This is a genomic window from Marinobacter sp. F3R08 (assembly GCF_018860425.1).
Lineage (GTDB): Bacteria > Pseudomonadota > Gammaproteobacteria > Pseudomonadales > Oleiphilaceae > Marinobacter.
In genome coordinates this window covers 515655-532553 of the sequence record NZ_JAHKPI010000014.1, presented here as the reverse complement: position 1 = coordinate 532553, position 16899 = coordinate 515655, and the positions used below count along the sequence as shown (strand labels likewise).

At 56.0% G+C, this 16899-nt stretch carries 17 protein-coding genes; 9 read left to right on the top strand and 8 right to left on the bottom strand.

Features of this window, described 5'->3' with window-relative positions:
• The first annotated feature begins 133 nt into the window (after positions 1-133).
• The 3 genes from radC to rpmG all read left to right on the top strand — a co-directional run bounded on the left by radC (position 134) and on the right by rpmG (position 1440).
• The gene (radC, locus tag KO499_RS05480; protein WP_215982692.1) at positions 134-808 is read left to right on the top strand and encodes a RadC family protein; all 675 of its coding nucleotides are present in this window, start codon (positions 134-136) and stop codon (positions 806-808) included.
• 228 nt (positions 809-1036) lie between these two features.
• Positions 1037-1273 carry a 50S ribosomal protein L28 gene (gene rpmB / locus KO499_RS05475; RefSeq protein WP_008173462.1) on the top strand — a complete coding sequence of 79 codons (237 nt, stop codon included), beginning with the start codon at positions 1037-1039 and terminating at the stop codon, positions 1271-1273.
• Positions 1274-1284: 11 nt separating this feature from the next.
• A complete protein-coding gene (gene rpmG / locus KO499_RS05470) occupies positions 1285-1440 on the top strand; it encodes a 50S ribosomal protein L33 (RefSeq protein ID WP_007153739.1) in 156 nt (51 codons plus the stop codon).
• A gap of 65 nt (positions 1441-1505) precedes the next feature.
• On the opposite strand, the gene KO499_RS05465 is transcribed toward rpmG, so the two are convergent.
• The 3 genes from KO499_RS05465 to KO499_RS05455 form a co-directional block, all read right to left on the bottom strand.
• The gene (locus KO499_RS05465; RefSeq protein WP_215982691.1) at positions 1506-2366 is read right to left on the bottom strand and encodes an endonuclease/exonuclease/phosphatase family protein; all 861 of its coding nucleotides are present in this window, start codon (positions 2364-2366) and stop codon (positions 1506-1508) included.
• Between the two features lie 60 nt (positions 2367-2426).
• A complete protein-coding gene (locus KO499_RS05460; RefSeq protein WP_215982690.1) occupies positions 2427-3062 on the bottom strand; it encodes a thiol:disulfide interchange protein DsbA/DsbL in 636 nt (211 codons plus the stop codon).
• Between the two features lie 144 nt (positions 3063-3206).
• Positions 3207-3815 carry a c-type cytochrome gene (locus KO499_RS05455; protein WP_215982689.1) on the bottom strand — a complete coding sequence of 203 codons (609 nt, stop codon included), beginning with the start codon at positions 3813-3815 and terminating at the stop codon, positions 3207-3209.
• Positions 3816-3991: 176 nt separating this feature from the next.
• On the opposite strand from KO499_RS05455, the gene yihA reads away from it, so the two are divergent.
• A complete protein-coding gene (yihA, locus tag KO499_RS05450) occupies positions 3992-4639 on the top strand; it encodes a ribosome biogenesis GTP-binding protein YihA/YsxC (protein WP_215982688.1) in 648 nt (215 codons plus the stop codon).
• A gap of 187 nt (positions 4640-4826) precedes the next feature.
• On the opposite strand, the gene KO499_RS05445 is transcribed toward yihA, so the two are convergent.
• A complete protein-coding gene (locus KO499_RS05445) occupies positions 4827-5507 on the bottom strand; it encodes a TetR/AcrR family transcriptional regulator (protein WP_215982687.1) in 681 nt (226 codons plus the stop codon).
• Between the two features lie 189 nt (positions 5508-5696).
• Here KO499_RS05445 and KO499_RS05440 point away from each other — a divergent pair, with 189 nt between their 5' ends.
• From KO499_RS05440 to coaD, 4 genes are all read left to right on the top strand, one after another.
• Entirely contained in the window at positions 5697-7142 is a 1446-nt protein-coding gene (locus tag KO499_RS05440; protein WP_215982686.1) for a coniferyl aldehyde dehydrogenase, read from the top strand.
• Between the two features lie 141 nt (positions 7143-7283).
• On the top strand, positions 7284-7922 hold the full coding sequence (locus KO499_RS05435; protein ID WP_215982685.1) for a hypothetical protein: 639 nt from the start codon (positions 7284-7286) through the stop codon (positions 7920-7922).
• 27 nt (positions 7923-7949) lie between these two features.
• Entirely contained in the window at positions 7950-9542 is a 1593-nt protein-coding gene (locus KO499_RS05430; RefSeq protein ID WP_215982684.1) for a GMC family oxidoreductase, read from the top strand.
• Between the two features lie 144 nt (positions 9543-9686).
• Positions 9687-10163, top strand: coding sequence for a pantetheine-phosphate adenylyltransferase (coaD, locus tag KO499_RS05425; RefSeq protein WP_215982683.1), 477 nt, complete (start codon positions 9687-9689; stop codon positions 10161-10163).
• A 65-nt stretch (positions 10164-10228) separates the two neighbouring features.
• Here the strand turns inward: coaD and KO499_RS05420 are convergent, their stop codons facing one another.
• From KO499_RS05420 to KO499_RS05405, 4 genes are all read right to left on the bottom strand, one after another.
• Entirely contained in the window at positions 10229-11524 is a 1296-nt protein-coding gene (locus KO499_RS05420) for a DUF945 family protein (RefSeq protein WP_228339760.1), read from the bottom strand.
• A 15-nt stretch (positions 11525-11539) separates the two neighbouring features.
• Positions 11540-13681, bottom strand: a complete 2142-nt coding sequence (ppk1, locus tag KO499_RS05415) for a polyphosphate kinase 1 (protein ID WP_215982681.1) — start codon at positions 13679-13681, stop codon at positions 11540-11542.
• A 51-nt stretch (positions 13682-13732) separates the two neighbouring features.
• Positions 13733-14752: a porphobilinogen synthase gene (hemB, locus tag KO499_RS05410; protein ID WP_215982680.1), complete on the bottom strand. Its 1020-nt coding sequence runs from the start codon at positions 14750-14752 to the stop codon at positions 13733-13735.
• Between the two features lie 139 nt (positions 14753-14891).
• A complete protein-coding gene (locus KO499_RS05405) occupies positions 14892-16052 on the bottom strand; it encodes a lipase secretion chaperone (RefSeq protein ID WP_228339758.1) in 1161 nt (386 codons plus the stop codon).
• Between the two features lie 213 nt (positions 16053-16265).
• Here KO499_RS05405 and KO499_RS05400 point away from each other — a divergent pair, with 213 nt between their 5' ends.
• Positions 16266-16898, top strand: a complete 633-nt coding sequence (locus tag KO499_RS05400; RefSeq protein ID WP_215982679.1) for a TetR/AcrR family transcriptional regulator — start codon at positions 16266-16268, stop codon at positions 16896-16898.
• Position 16899: the final 1 nt, after the last annotated feature.

Below are 16899 nucleotides of genomic sequence, written 5' to 3'. Positions count from 1 at the left end.
ATGCTCAGGCCGGAGCGACAGCCTGCCAGCCCCGGCATACGTTTACCGATTGTTACTTTTTGAAGTAACCTTTGTAACTCTGAGATGCCCGTTACGGCGCAGGAAGCGCCAGGACCAATGCAAGGAAGCCAAGATGACAGACTTCGCCTGGCCTGCGGACGAACGTCCGCGGGAGCGCCTGCTAGCCCATGGTGCACAAACCCTTTCCGATGCCGAGCTGCTCGCAATTTTTCTCCGCACCGGAACCACTGGCATGCCAGTGATGGCACTTGCCCGCCACCTGATTGACGAATTTTCCGGCCTGCGGGGACTGTTGACCGCTTCGCAACGCCAGTTCTGTGGCATCAAAGGCCTGGGCACAGCAAAGTATGCCCAGGTACAGGCGGCCATGGAAATGGCTCGCCGGGTCATGGATGAGCCACTGCGCCAGGGAGATCCTCTGCGCTCTCCGGAAGATACTCGCCGCTTCCTCACCAGCCGCCTGGGCACCTATCCCCATGAAGTGTTTGCCGGCCTTTTCCTGGACAATCGCCATCGGGTCATTCAATACCGCGAATTGTTCCGGGGTACCATCGACGGCGCCGCAGTGTATCCACGAGAAGTGGTGCGGCAGGCGCTGGAGGACAATGCGGCGGCGGTGATTTTTGCACACAACCACCCTTCGGGCGTGGCCGAGCCGAGCCAGGCCGACATTTCACTGACCCGTCGCCTCAAGGACGCGCTGGGGATGGTGGATATCAGGGTTCTTGACCATATGGTTGTGGGCCATGGTGAGGTAATATCACTCGCTGAACGGGGTCTGATGTAAAATCTGGTTTAACGCTGTGCACGTCAATGCCGGAAAATTGGCCAAATTCCCAACAATTTTTTGCGTTGGGGGGTGAGTTCTGGTATAAAAGCGTCCCTTTCTGGCGGCGTCTGGCGAGCAGCGTTCAGTTTAGAGGCGCGAATGGGAGCGTAACGGCTCCTTAGCAACCAGAGACGCATTAAAAACGAATTCGTATTATTGAGACCATTGCTCAGGTCGGAGGCAAGTATGTCCAGAGTTTGTCAGGTTACCGGTAAGCGTCCGGTATCCGGTAACAACGTTTCCCACGCGATGAACCACACTCGTCGTCGTTTTCTGCCGAATCTGCAGAACCACCGTTTCTGGGTTGAGTCCGAGAAGCGTTTCGTGAAGCTGCGCGTATCCACCAAGGGTATGCGCATCATCGATAAAAAAGGCATTGACGCTGTGCTGGCCGATCTTCGTGCCCGCGGCGAGAAATTCTAAGGAGCCGCATCATGCGCGAGAAAATCAAGCTGGTTTCATCAGCAGGCACTGGTCACTTCTACACGACCAACAAGAACAAGCGTAACACCCCGGAAAAGATCGAGATCAAAAAATACGATCCGGTTGTCCGTAAGCACGTTGCGTACAAAGAAGCCAAGATCAAGTAATTCCTGATCTGGCCTTCACAAAAAAGCCCGGCCTATGTGCCGGGCTTTTTTGTGACTTCTTACTCTCAGAACTTCTCCAGGTAACCCTCAGGTAACGCCACATCCATCGCAATGGGCAGGTGATCCGACATCGGATAACTCACCACCTCCGAGCGTCTGATTACCAGCGACGGACTCACCAGGATATGATCCAGCGCCTTCTCCGGACGCCAGCTCGGAAAGCTGTGGGCGGTATCAGGCAACGGCACCAGATCCGTCTCCCGCAACGGGGTCTTGGTCAGCAGCTGCTCGGCATGGGCATTCATGTCCCCCATCAAAACCACATGCCGATAATCGGCAATCAGTTCCCGAACGTAGCCCAATTGACGCTGCTGAGCCGCCTTGCTAAGAGACAGATGCATCAACACCAGCACCAGAGGATCCTGCTCGGTTCCATAGCGGGCAATGATAGCGCCTCGCCCCGGAATCAGTCCGGGCAACTTGTGCTCGGTAACATCCAGCGGTCGGTACCGACTTAACAGGCCATTGCTATGCTGGGCGAACTGACCGAGGTTCCGGTTCAGCTGTTGATACCAATAGGGAATACCCGCCGCTTCAGCCAGGTATTGCACCTGATTGATGTAGCCGCTGCGCAGACTGCCCCCATCGCACTCCTGCAACGCCACCACGTCATAACTGCGCAGCAGGGACGCAATCCGGTCCAGGTTCTCGATACGGTTACGGTGAGGCAGCACATGCTGCCAGCTTCGGGTGAGGTAATGGCGGTAGGATGAGGTATTGATACCCACCTGTATATTGAAGGTAAGCAGGCGCACGTGCCGTTGCGGCTCAAAGTCCGGCACATGCTCGGTTCCGGAACAGGCACCCCTTGGCCCGCCAGCCGGCTTCAGGATGCCATTCAACTGCTTTCGGATACGCTTATACATAATGGCGGCCTCAACCGGCCGGCTGCTCGCTATGCTCGGGCCACATTCCGCATTTCCGCGTTATTCCGCCTCACCATGCTCCCTGGAAACAAGATAGTCCACTACCTCCAGAACTGCCTCATGGCTACCCGCCATAGAGGCACTGACGGTGTATTTACCATTAACCAGCATGGTCGGTGTTCCGGTAATCCGGGCGCCCCGGATTTTCGACTGGGCTTTCTGCATACGGGCATTTACACCGAAGCTTTTGTAAGTACTGATAAATTCATCAGGATCCACACCGTAATCCGCCACAAAATCAGCCAGGGCTTCCGGTGTATTCAGAGGACGGCGTTCGCCAGCAAGAGCATCGAACAGGGCATCGTGGACCTTATCCAGCTCGCCCATGGCCTCGAGGGCATAGAACGCATAGGCGTGAGGCTCCCAGTTTCTTCCCAGCGCCGCCGGTATCTTTACGAAATTGACGTAATCCGGCGCATTGGCCGCCCAGTCCTCAATCAGCGGCTTGAAGTTGTAGCAGTGAGGGCAGCCATACCAGAACACTTCTGCCACCTCGACGCCGGACTCACTGTCAGTGTGTACCGGATTGTCCAGGCGCTTGTAATGGGTACCTTCTTGCCATTCTGCGGCATTGGCCAGGCCAGCAACAGACAGCGCCAACAACAGCAGGAAAGTTGTTCTGAAGGATCGAAACATGAAAAATCTCCGGTTATCTGAATTTCGTGATTGAGGGATTATGACCCAGCGCAGCTGAAAAGTTCCACTGACCGGCAGTTACAGAAACGAAAGGCAACAAAAAACCCCGCACAAGGCGGGGTTTACAGGAACATACCGGCGGCGTCAGTTCAGGCCGGAAATGTAACTGGAGACCGCTTCAATTTCGGCATCCGTCAGCTTGGATGCCACATCCATCATAATGGCCGCGTTGGAACCATTATTGCGCTGGCCATCACGGAAGGCTTTCAGCTGTTTCACCAGGTAGTCGGCATTCTGACCGCCGAGGGCCGGATAGCCGGCAGGCTCGTTGCCAGCACCTGTCGGGTTGTGGCAGCCGGCACAGGCTGGAACGCCGGTCGCCATATTGCCGCCACGATACAAAGCAGAGCCCTGATCGACCAGATCCGGATTGGCCTGACTGACGACCATGTCCTTACCGGCAAAATAAGCGGCCAGATCCTGCAGATCCTGATCCGACATGTTGTCCAGAATACCGGTCATTTCAGCAATGTTTCGCTCTTTACTTTGTATCGCCGTCAGCTGGCGATAAAGGTACTTTTCTCCCAAACCTGACAGTTTCGGATAAGAACCCATAATCGGCTTGGCGCCATTCTGGCCATGACAACCAGCACATACCGCTGCGTTCTGTTCGCCTGCTTGAGGATCTCCAGCCCCGTGCGCCATCGCTGTGAGGCCAACACCGAGAACTACTCCTGCGATCAGTTTTTTCATGCTCGCTCCGCTTCTCTCATCTTTTAAAGGTATTCTTCGCTTTGCAGCCGGCAGGCGCTGACCAGTCAGGCTCAAAACCGGGGCTGGTAGCGGTCGCGCGCAGCGCGCCGCCCGGAATTGGTGTAGCATTATACATTAATCCCCGATAACTGAAATCCAAAGGAAAGCCAACCGCTGTGGACCCTGATCTGACTCAAAAAAGCCTCTCGTTTAACAGCGCCCGTTTTCTTATCAGCGCTTCCCGTCTGGACGAGTGTCCGCCTGACATTGGCGCGGAAGTCGCCTTTGCCGGTCGCTCAAACGCCGGTAAATCCAGTGCGCTGAACGCCATCACTGTTAATGGAAAACTGGCCCGAACCAGCAAGACTCCGGGCCGCACCCGGCTGATCAACTTTTTCTCCCTCAATCGGGAACAGTGCCGACTGGTGGATCTCCCCGGATATGGCTATGCCAAAGTATCCAGGGATATGAAAGATGACTGGCAAAAGCACCTGGGCCACTACCTGAATGACCGACGCTGCCTTCGCGGCCTGGTTCTGGTGATGGACATACGCCACCCGCTGACCGATTTCGACCAAATGATGGTGGAATGGTGCGAGCATAACAACCTGCCCCTGATGATTCTGGCCACCAAAGCTGACAAGCTGAAGTTTGGCCAGGCCAAAACTGCCATGTTGGGCATTGCCAAAAAACTGGAAGCATACAGCTGCGTGGAACATCTGATCATGTTCTCTGCAACATCAAAGCGAGGTGTTGACGAATGCCGGGAGGCACTGATCGACTGGCTGGAAGGAGATGCCGGGGAAACCGACGCTGCCACCTGAGCAAAGTTGAAAAAAGCCGGCCTACCAGAAAGCAGGCCGGTTAAACGTCAGGGTTTGCGACGTGCTAAAACCTGAGATCGCACTCAGAAGACGCAAGGAAAATCCGAATTCCTAACGTCACTCTTAGTGACTCTTATGTTCGACTAAAGTTCCAGGTCAGATCACTTTCTGATCATTTTTTCGGGTTTTACTTACACACCTCAGAATCCTGATCGCACTTGCCGTGAAGAGCCGGGCGATATTTTTCCCTCAGCGCCATCACCCGTTCACGATAAGCCGGAGTCAGATAGGGAACTTCCAGGGTCAGTACCTGATAGATACCCTGCTTCAGCTCTGTAAGCGTAAGACAGGCGGACGCCTCGGCGGCATGGGCCGTTTTCAGGAATGCCATCCAGTTAGTAATCACCAACCACACATTCAGGGACATGGCGGACCGCAGACCTTCTTCCTGAGGTTCAATGATTCCCGCCTCTGCCAACTTCTCGAAGATGCGACTGATTGCCGCCAGACAGCGATTGGTAAATTCGCGATAGTCTTGCCGCAGTCTCGGGTCACTGTCCAGAAGGTATTCCAGATCACGATGGAAAAACCGGTAACTCCAGAGACCGTCAAACACTGATTCCAGATAAAAGGCCATGTCATCGAGAGTCATGGCGCGGTCTTCCGGAATGTCCAGATAGAAATCCACCAGCTTCTCATATTCCAGGAAGATCTCGTAGATGATGTCCGACTTGTTGCGGAAGTGGTAATAGAGGTTACCCGGTGAAATGGCCAGGTGCGCCGCAATATGATTGGTGGTGACGTTGCGCTCGCCCCGTTCGTTGAACAACTCCAGGCTGGAGAGCAGTATTTTGTCTCTTGTCTTCATAAACCTTCGGCGTTTGTTGTACAGCTCACAGATGGCAAGATGAGCCCGCCATCTCCGCTTGACTCACTAGAGTATATACTCTAATAATACCTCCACACGCAAGTTGAGCACTTTTTCACCGGTCGTTCGCTTTCCAAAAATAACAGCCAGTTAACAGATTTTGATCGGAGCCAAAGAGGAGAGAGCATCATGGGAGCCACTGTCGTTCAGCTCACCGAGAGCAAGAAACTGATTCAGCACACTCACCGCGTGCTTGAAGATCAGAAAAAGGCGTTCCGCAACAATCCCATGCCTTCTCTGGCCGAGCGGCAGGAAAACCTGAAACGCCTGAAGCGGGCACTACTGAGTAACCAGGATCGGCTCGTGGACGCCATCGACCGCGATTTCAGCTGCCGGTCGAAAGACGAATCCCTGATTGCCGAGATCATGCCGTCGATCCAGGGCATCAACTACACGCTGAAAAATCTCAGCGACTGGATGAAGCCCTCGAAGCGGCATGTATCCATGCTGTTCCAGCCAGCCAGCAACAAGGTGCATTATCAGCCCAAGGGCGTTATCGGCGTGATTGTCCCCTGGAACTACCCGCTGTATCTTGCCGTCGGCCCGCTTGTGGCATCTCTGGCTGCGGGTAACCGGACCATGATCAAGATGTCGGAGTTCACCCCCCACACCTCCGCCCTGTTCAAAGAACTGATTGAGGCGAGCTTTCCTGAAGACCTGGTATCGGTCATCAATGGTGAGGCCGACGTTGCTGCAGACTTCTCCGCGCGCCCATTTGATCACCTGCTGTTCACCGGCTCCACTTCCGTGGGCAAGCTGGTCATGAAGGCTGCAGCAGAGAACCTGACGCCGGTCACCCTGGAACTGGGAGGTAAATCCCCCGCCGTGGTTTCTCCGGATGTCCCGATGGAAGACGCAGCCCAGCGGATTGCGTTCGGCAAAGCCTTTAATGCAGGACAGACGTGCGTTGCGCCAGATTACGTACTGTGCCCCGCCGACCGGGTGCAATCGTTCGTTGACGAATTCCGCGCCCGTTTTTCCGAAATGTATCCCAGCTTGCGGGACAACGACGATTTCACCGCCATCATCAATGAGCGTCAGTACAATCGCCTGCAGGGTTACCTTCAGGACGCCCGGGAGAAAGGCGCTGAGCTGGTGGAGATCAATCCGGCCCGGGAGAACCTGAAGGACGGCACCCGCAAGATCCCGCTGACGCTGGTTCTGAAAACCACGCCGGAAATGGCGGTGATGCAGGAAGAAATCTTTGGTCCCATTCTGCCCGTCGTCAGTTACGGCAGCCTGGATGAGGCTATCCACTATATTAACGATCGCCCCCGTCCGCTGGCCCTGTATTTCTTCGGGTACGACAAGACCCAACAGCAGCGAGTGGTGCATAACACCCATTCCGGCGGTATGTGCATCAACGATTCGCTGATGCACGTGGCTCAGGACGATCTGCCGTTTGGTGGCATCGGCGATTCCGGCATGGGTCACTATCACGGTCGCGAAGGCTTCCTCACCTTCTCCCATCACCGGGCCATTTTTACCAAGCAGAAATTCAACAGCGGCAAATTTGTCTATGCGCCCCACGGGTCGGCGGCCCACAAAATGGTTTATAAGTTCTTTATCCGCTAAAACCCGGATCTGAGAATCTGTCGAGAGCTGGAATTGCCGCAAAAAGTCGCCGTGCCCCCTGCTGGGTCCGGCGGGCAACGCCAGCCCTTGATGAGAGGGCGAATTCAGCGCCTTCAATAAAACAATAACGAGAACCCACCTATGCACAGCCATACCCATCCCTCATCGGGACGGTCGCAACTTACCGACCTCGATCGCCGAAGTTTTCTCAAAACCGGGCTGGGCGGCGCCCTGATTCTGGGAACCGTTAGTATTACCTCGGGGCTCAGCGGTTGCGCCACGCAGCCAGCAGGCCGACTCAGTGACGATGGCCTCCGGATGAAGACCAGCTACCAATTCCGGTTTCTGACCGGGGATGACATCGCGCTGTTCGAAGCCCTGCTACCAGCTATCATTGGCCCCGCTTTGCCGGAAGAGCACCAGACCCGGAGCAGAGCGGTTGTCGGGACGATCGAGCGAATAGATGCCGGTATCCACAAATTTGGGCCGGCCAATCAGAGGGAATTGCGACGGCTGTTTGATCTGCTGACATTCGGATTCACCCGGATAACGGTTGCACGGGTCTGGTCGCGTTGGCCGAATGCAACAACGGCAGAAGCCGATGCGTTTCTGGAACGCTGGCGTACCAGCCGGATCGGCTTGTTCAACAATGGCTACATTGCGCTGACCAAGATCAGCAATGTGGCGTTCTATGGCTATCGTGATCACTGGCATCTGTCCGGCTATCCCGGACCGCCGCAATATGCGGTAGACGCATTGCCTCAATTCCAAAACGCCTGAATGCCAGCTGATACGACGGAGCCAAACATGTCATTGACCGACCGTATTGCCCAGGGCCTGAAATCAGGCTGGAACGTCACCGATGGCGCCAGCCTGGCCGAAAACCAGAGCGCGGAAGCCGACGTTGTGATTATCGGAACCGGTGCAGGTGGTGGCACCACTGCGGAGATTCTGGCCCGGAGCGGACTATCTGTAATCCTCGTCGAGGAGGGACGACTGCACTATCAGAAAGACTTCAAGATGGACGAGCAGTCCGCCTATGCCAACCTCTATCAGGAAGGCATGGGCCGGGTAACCCGGGACGGTGCAATTGCCATTTTACAGGGCCGCTGTGTAGGCGGTTCGACTACCGTAAACTGGACCAGCAGCTTCCGCACACCGGCACCCACGCTCAACTATTGGGCCGAGACGTTTGGGCTGGAAGAACTCCGGCCGGACGCCATGGCACCGTGGTTTGACGGCCGGGAAGAACGACACTCCATGGCACCCTGGCAAGTGCCCCCCAATATCAACAACGACGTCCTGCGCCAGGGCTGTGAGAAACTCGGCTATAGCTGGCAGATCATTCCACGTAACGTCAAAGGCTGCTGGAACCTGGGCTATTGCGGCGTCGGTTGTCCGACCAATGCCAAACAGGGCGCCCTGATGACCACGATCCCCGGGGCCCTCGATAACAACGCCCGGTTATTCCACAGCCTGCGTGCCGATCGGCTGGTCATGAAACAGGATCAGATCGACCACCTGGAGGCCTCAGCATTCGCCTCCGATGGCATCACCCCGACCGGGATCAGGGTGACCCTTAAAGCCCGACACTTCGTGGTCGCCGCCAGCGCCATTGGCAGTCCCGCCCTGCTGCTGCGATCCGACATTCCTGACCCGAATCATTGTCTCGGCAAACGGTCTTTCATACACCCGGTCAACGCCACCGTTGCCCAGATGCCCCAACGGGTCGACCCTTACTACGGCGCACCTCAATCCATTTACTCCGACGAATTCAACTTCCGCAACGGTATTGACGGCCCTGCCGGCTACAAACTTGAAGTACCGCCCCTGCACCCGGGAATGTCCAGTGGCGTGATCCCCGGCCACGGTGAATCCCAGATCAACAACATGACCGGCCTCCCCCATATGCAGTCTGTCATCGCGCTGCTCCGGGACGGCTTTCACCCGGAAAGCCCCGGCGGCACGGTCTCCCTGCGCGATGACGGCAGTCCCGTACTGGACTACCCGGTCACCGATTACCTCTGGTCCGGCGTTCGGGACGCCTTTCACACCATGGCCGAAATCCAGTTTGCTGCCGGTGCCGAAAAAGTACGCCCGATGCACCTCGATGCCGCTTGGTACACCAGTTGGGCCAAAGCCAAAGTCGCCATCAACCAGCTTCCTATGGCCCCCCATCGTGTCCGCCTGTTCACCGCTCACCAGATGGGAGGTTGCGCCATGGGCTCAGATCCGGAAACCTCAGTCGTCAACGGGTTTGGAGAACACCATCAGATCGGCAATCTCAGCGTCCACGACGCTTCGATTTTCCCAACCAGTATCGGTGCAAATCCACAGCTCTCGGTCTATGCCCTGGCAGCACGGAACAGTACCAGGCTGGCTCAACGGTTGACCGGTTAGAGCACTGATAGACGCATGAACCTGTATTGACTGGCCACTCGGGGCGGATCGTCTGCGCACCGACAAGGTGCCCTAGGTGGCCCACACCTACAGATGGCAAAAAAATGCTGCTATCCTAGCTTCTTATAAAGAAAGGAGCTGTGCATGCCTAAAGTGATCTACCCTGGCACCTTCGATCCCATCACTAACGGTCACACCGATCTGATCGAACGAGCCGGTCGCATGTTTGACGAAGTCGTCGTCGCCGTCGCCTACAACCCCAAGAAACAGCCGCTTCTGGATCTGGAAGAGCGCTGTGAACTGGTCCGCCAGGCAACCACGCACGTCCCCAACGTCACCGTCACCGGCTTCAGCAACCTGTTAGCCGATTTCGTCCGTGAGCAGGGCGCCACAGTGATCCTTCGCGGTCTCCGAGCAGTCTCTGATTTTGAGTACGAATTTCAGTTAGCGGATATGAATCGCCGGCTTGCGCCGGAAGTGGAAAGCGTGTTCCTGACACCCGCCAACCACCTTTCCTACATCTCCTCGACCCTGATCCGGGAAATAGCATCTCTGGGCGGCGATGTATCGGAGTTTGTCGATCCTGCAGTAGAAGCGGCACTGCAAAAGAAGTTCCGTTAAACCCGATAGCACAAAAAAAGCCCCGGAAACGGGGCTTTTTTTTACCGGGCATCCTGATGTTCGGCTCAGAGAAACGGTGGCAGAGGAAACTCCATACCGTTCACGTCCAGCATGAGATCTTTCATGCTCGCATCAAGAGTCAACCTACCCCCGTCCTGTACCAGAAACCCCTGCTTGATCAGGGGCGCCAGTTGCATCCGGAAATCCGGATACGCATCCGCGAGGGCCAGTGGCAGACCGAGATCTACTTCTCCGGTCATTTGCTGCATTACCATCAGCATCTCGTCCTTCTGGTTTTCTGTAAGCTCTGGATGGGATATCCGGGCGCTGCCCTCGACCACACCTTCCGGTGTCGTCACAAGCAACTCCGGGAAGCCTAAAGAGAATCCTGCAGCAGCCAGATCCCGGAAGGAGGTTTCCGCCTGAAGCATGGCAGCCATCTGCTGCTCAAACTGCTCCGGACCACCTGATGTCGGGTTGATCGCCAGTTCCTGCAGGGAAGACAGGCTCTCCGTCAAGCTACTCCAGGCCGCCACGTTCAGTCCTGACAACGCGAAGACCAGTCGATGTGGACCATAACTCTCATCAAGCGTTGATACGCCGGCAACCTCGGCAACCATCCGTGAATCTAACCGCTCGCCATCATTGATCGACTCGCTGCTGTTGCTAACCGAGATTGTCTGGAGCGTGAACGGCGCTTCCTGAGCCGGAGCCACCGCAATCGATTCCACCAGAATCTCACCAGAGCCTGTCCACACCTGACTGGCCAAATGACTCATTGTTTGCTCCAGCCGGATGTCATTGATCCGAATATCCAGGTCCGGCCCCGTCAGGGTCACGGCGGGCCATACCACCAAAGCATCAGCCTGCGCCCCGGTGTCACTGATCTCAATTCTTGCCAGGCCGCCACTTGAAGCCAGCGTCTCTCCTGTATCAACATCAGTGACCTTCATTTCGGGCGCTTCAAGTTCAAGAACTGCAGTGCCCCAGACCCGGGTTTCCAGGGTTAGCCTTGGTTCCTCGCCGGAAAACCAGTCGGCATTTTCGGCAGACCAGCCTCCCTCAGGTTGAAACTCCATCAGGCTGCCAGTAACACCATGAGTCACATTGACCTGATAATCCAGATGCCGTTGTTCTCCGGTGTCAGGATTTCTCAGGCTAATCGAACCATTGAACCGGGCACCCAGAATATCCCGCTGGTAACTCTTTGTTTCCACGTGCAGGAACGGTTGTGTGCTGTTCACTTCCGCGGTTACCTGCTGCCACTGGTGTTCGGTAACGTAGCCTACGCCCCAGGGCAGCCCACCGGCCACAGCCAATACGCCGACGCCGGCGATCATCCATTTGGTCTTCAAATACATTCTCCAGTTCAGAAATCAGGTCTTTCCGGTGAGCCGTTCTAGCAAAACCAGCTGGGAAGCCAGGCGCTCTTCGCCCTCTGCGGGTTGATTCTGGATATAGCTACCGTCAGGTTGCAGCACCCAGGACTGACAGTTATCCGCCAGATAGGCATCCAGATCGTCTCGCACCCGCTCAACCAGCTCAGGGTCATCCAGAGGAAAGGCCGTTTCGACACGACTGAGCAAATTGCGCTCCATACCATCAGCACTTGAGCAATAGACATCCGGGCGGCCGTTATTACCGAAGTAATACACCCTGGTATGTTCCAGGAAACGCCCGATAATGGATCTCACCCGAATATTATCAGAGAGGCCCGGTACTTCCGGTCGCAGGCAGCAAATACCGCGAATAATCAGATCAATCTTCACACCAGCCTGAGAAGCCCGGTAAAGCGCCTTGATTAGCTGGATCTCCGTCAACGCGTTAAACTTGAAGATAATCCGGCCTTTCTCTCCAAAGCGTTCTTCACGCTCAATCAGGTTCAGCAGACGCGGGTGTAATGTAAATGGCGAGTGAAAAAGTTTCTTTATTTTCAGAGCCTTACCCATTCCTGTCAGCTGCTGAAATAACTTGTTGACGTCATCACTGATGGACTCGTCACACGTCATAAAGCTGTAATCGGTATACAGTCGAGCGTTGCCTGCGTGGTAGTTACCGGTCCCGAGGTGGACATAACGGCGCAAACGCCCTTCTTCCCGCCGGACAATCAGAATCATTTTTGCATGAGTCTTATAGCCAACCACCCCATAGACCACGATGACGCCCGCCTCCTGAAGCCGGCTGGCCAACTCCAGGTTCTCAGCCTCACTGAATCGGGCCCGCAATTCGATGACCGCAGTCACTTCTTTGCCCCGACGGGCAGCATCAGCCAGGGCCTCAACAATTTCCGAGTCTGCGCCGGTGCGGTAAAGAGTCTGTCGAATTGCCAGAACCTGAGGGTCCTTCGCAGCCTGACGAAGCAGATCAACCACCGGACTGAAATTCTCGTACGGGTGCAATAGCAGAATGGGCCGCTTGCGAATCGCATCAAACATCGATTCCTTGCTGCGGATCAACTTCGGTATCGACGGGGAAAATCCGGAATAGGTCAGATCCGGCCGATCCACCAATCCTCCGACCGCCATAAGCCGGGTCAGATTTACCGGACCATGAACCTGGTACAGATCCCGGTCTGTCAGACCAAACTCCTTGAGCAGGAAATGAACCAGCTCTTCCGGGCAGTTATCAGCAACCTCAAGGCGAACGCCATCACCAAACCGGCGACTCAGCAGCTCACCGCGCAGAGCCGAAGCCAGGTCTTCAAGGTCATCCTCCAGCTCAAGGTCGGCATTACGGGTCAGCCGGAACTGGTAGCAGCCTTTCACTTCCATACCGGGGAACAGCTCATCGGCATGGGCGTGGATCATAGAGGACAGGAACACCAGGTTTTCGCCACCCTGGCAGACATCATCTGGCAGGCGGACCAGACGAGGAAGAGAACGGGGTGCCGGCACAATCGCCATGCCGGTTTCCCGGCCGAAGGCATCCTTGCCGTCCAGTTCCACGATGAAGTTCAGGCTTTTATTGACCAAACGCGGGAACGGGTGCGACGGGTCCAGGCCGATGGGACTCACCACCGGCAGGATTTCCTCTTCAAAGTAAGTGCGTACCCACTCAGCCTGCTCTGGCGTCCATTCCCGACGCCGGACAAAATGGATATTCTCCTGCTCCATTTCGGGAATCAGCAGATTGTTGAGTATGTCGTATTGCTCACGAATATACTCGTGAGCCACCCGGCTGATTTCTGCCAGCGCCTGCTCAGGCATCATGCCATCGGCACCAACCGTCTCTCGGCCGTATTTCATCTGCTGCCGCAGCCCGGCGACACGGATCTCGAAAAACTCATCCATGTTGCTGCTGAAGATACAGCAGAAAATGAGACGATTGATCAACGGGTGGGTCTTATCGACCGCCTGCTTGAGTACCCGGTAATTAAACTGGAGCTGGCTCAGTTCCCGGTTAAAGTAGTTCTCGCTGGCATCCAGGTTGATCTCTTCGCCAACCGGAGGCACATCCACCGGCGCCGGTACACTCCGCTTATCTCCTGCAGCCTGATTCTTCGCAGTATCCGTTCTCATGATTCCTCGATTCCACTGTGTTCGCCTTGGCTGGCGAAAGGCTTGCTTGAATCAGCCGCTCCGGCCATCCCGTATCAGTCGGGCCGCCCGCACGGCAAAATAGGTCAATATGCCGTCGGCACCAGCACGCCGCATGGCCATCAGGCTTTCCATCATCACCGCATCGCCATCCAGCCAGCCATTCTCTGACGCGGCCATGTGCATGGCGTACTCACCGCTGACCTGGTAAACAAACGTTGGCACCCGCAATTCGGTTTTCACCCGATGCACGATATCCAGATACGGCATACCGGGTTTGATCATCACCATGTCTGCGCCTTCGGCTAGGTCCATGGCAACCTCGTGCAACGCTTCATCACCATTGGCCGGATCCATCTGGTAGGTTGCCTTGTTACCCTTACCAAGATTGCCTGCCGAGCCCACCGCATCCCGGAAAGGCCCGTAATAACTTGATGCGTATTTGGCAGAATAAGCCAGAATCCGGGTGTTCACATGGCCCCTGTTTTCCAGAGCTTCACGAATGGCACCAATGCGGCCATCCATCATGTCCGAAGGGGCAACCACATCGGCGCCGGCGTCAGCGTGTGAAAGCGCCTGATTAACCAGAGCCTCGACAGTGACGTCATTTAAAACATACCCGTCATTGTCGATGATCCCGTCCTGACCGTGGGTGGTAAACGGATCGAGCGCCACATCGGTGATCACGCCCAGCTCCGGATACGCCGCCTTCAGGGCCCGGGTCGCTCTTTGCGCCAGACCCTCTGAATCCCAGGCTCCGGAGCCGGACAGATTCTTTTTCTCGGCCGGCACCACCGGAAACAGTGCAACGGCCGGAATTCCCAGGTCCACCAGTTCTGCCGCTTGCTCGACCAGAAGATCAATGCTCAGACGCTCCACCCCCGGCATCGAAGACACCTGTTCCCTTTGGCACTCACCCTCGAGAACAAAAACCGGATAAATCAGGTTATCCGGTGTGAGCTGATTCTCCCGAACCAGTCGACGGGAAAAGTCACTCGCCCGATTGCGGCGCAGGCGGGTGGCAGGAAAAGCTCGGGGAGTCGGAATCGGCACGGACAACCTCCTGAATGGCGGAACAAGAACGGATGGATAAGCACGACACTGGCACAGTGCCCTTTACATCATCATACACGCCCAGCGCCGCCGGTTGCAGACTCCCCACTCAGGTTAGATCGACAAAATGACAGTTCGGTTACCTGATTGAGTCCAACGCCTCTGCCCGGATCCGTTCAGCCGGATCGAAATGACTGGCTCTGAGACGATCCAACGCTTCCTGACGGTCCGGCCCTGCCAACCCCGATGAGATCAACTGGTCACGTTCCCGGGAATAAAGCTGCCAACGCCGCGCCCACGCCTCCTGCTCCTCCTCAAGCCCGGCCAGCCTGTCTGCTGCAGCCTCACCAAACGTCTCCCTCCGCCAGGCCGCAAGTGCCCGGGGGTCATCCGCCAATTCTGAGCGTACCTGTTCATACTCGGTAAACCGTCGGGTTTCCATTCGGGCTGCGCGGAGAGGCTCTGGCAACGAAGCTTCCGCTTCGCGCAGGGCCTCTGCTTTCTGATCCCCGGTCAGGCTGTCATCCGCGGCAATGGCCAGCTTCTCCATCTGGAAGCGATCCACCGCTTCGTCATCAGCAAAAAAAGCGCCTGCCGTTTCAGCATCCAGCCAGGTTCTGCGCAAGGCCTGAATCTCAGCCATGCGCCGCTGCATTTCCTCGACCCCACCTCCGGACGCGTCACCATAAGCCTGTTCCAGGTCCGAAACTGCCAGCTTGTATTCCAGGTAAGCGCCAAGGGTTGCCAGCGCCTGGGATCTCGCCGGTTCGTTGAGGCCGGAAAGCGCTGTTTCGATGCGAGCCACCAACTGTTGCAGTGATTCCTCGCCCAGAGCCGAAAGGAAATATTCAAACAGTTGCCGCAGATGCGGAGTTGGGATCAGGTTTCCTAACCGATCTGTTCGTGCCCAGCCGTCCGGCACTGAGGTACCCGAGAGCGAGGGCGGCAACTGCTCAGGAACATCAACCAGGGAACTTCTGCCCACCAGCTCCGACGGAGCTTTCCGGACGCCCTTCTGATCCACTACGCTGGTTGATGATTCGTTTACCCGGACAGAATCAGCCGGGCCGACAGGGGCATCCTGAGCCCTTCCGCTCAGCCAGAAGATGCCGACAACCGCGGTTATCAGTACAAACACAAACACGAGACGGATAGAGAATTTCATGACCCCAAAAACCGGAACGATCGGATGACTGGCACGGTGCCTCAATCGATGAAACAGAGTGATAGACAACGAGAATAGACGACGCTGACCCGCCATACCGAGAACCGGATCATAAACAAGGCCGGGGCAGAACATTCCCTCCGGCTCCCTGTATGATCCAGGCTGCTTTCGTTCTGCCGTCTATATACTCTGCGTGTCATAACCATGCCGCCTATAGATAACGGCGTCCGGCATCTTGCTGAAACTTATAGCAAATCCATGAATTTATTGATTAAAATCTTTACGTGCAACGAACTCGGGAATTGACAGAAAGAATGAATGCTGATTCACTACTTCTAGGGTGTCGGAATGGCCTATCGAGAAACTGAAAAAATGCGCCAGCGTAAGGCTGAGGCGCGAAAACGGATTGTGGCCTGCACCTACCAGTGCGTTGCCGAAGGCGGTTTTCGAAGCGCCAGAGTCACTCGCATTGCGGGTCTGGCCGGGGTTGCCACAGGAACCATCTATCGGCATTTCGAGTCCAGAGAGGACCTGTTTGCAGAAATTTTCCGGCTGGCGACTCAGCGGGAAGTGGACAAGGTAGCCGAGGCCCTGAACTCTGACGGAAACGCCGCCGAGCGATTGGAATGGGCCCTGAGACAATTCGCCGAACGGGCACTGAAAGGCCCGACGATGGCGTGGGCACTGATTGCCGAGCCGGTTGACCCGAAAGTGGAAGAAGAACGACTGGCGTACCGCAAGGCCTACGCCGATCTGTTCGAGACAGCCATCCGTGAAGGTATTGAGGAAGGATGTATCCCGGACCAGAACGCTCGCCAGAGCAGCACGTGCCTGGTCGGGGCCATTGCAGAAAGCCTGGTTGGTCCTCTGTCACCCACCCAGAGCAGCAAGACCGACAGTACAACAGACGACAACAATGACCTGCTGGTCGATTCCATTATCCATTTTTGTATTCAGGGGTTGACCGGCACCAGGAGATAAT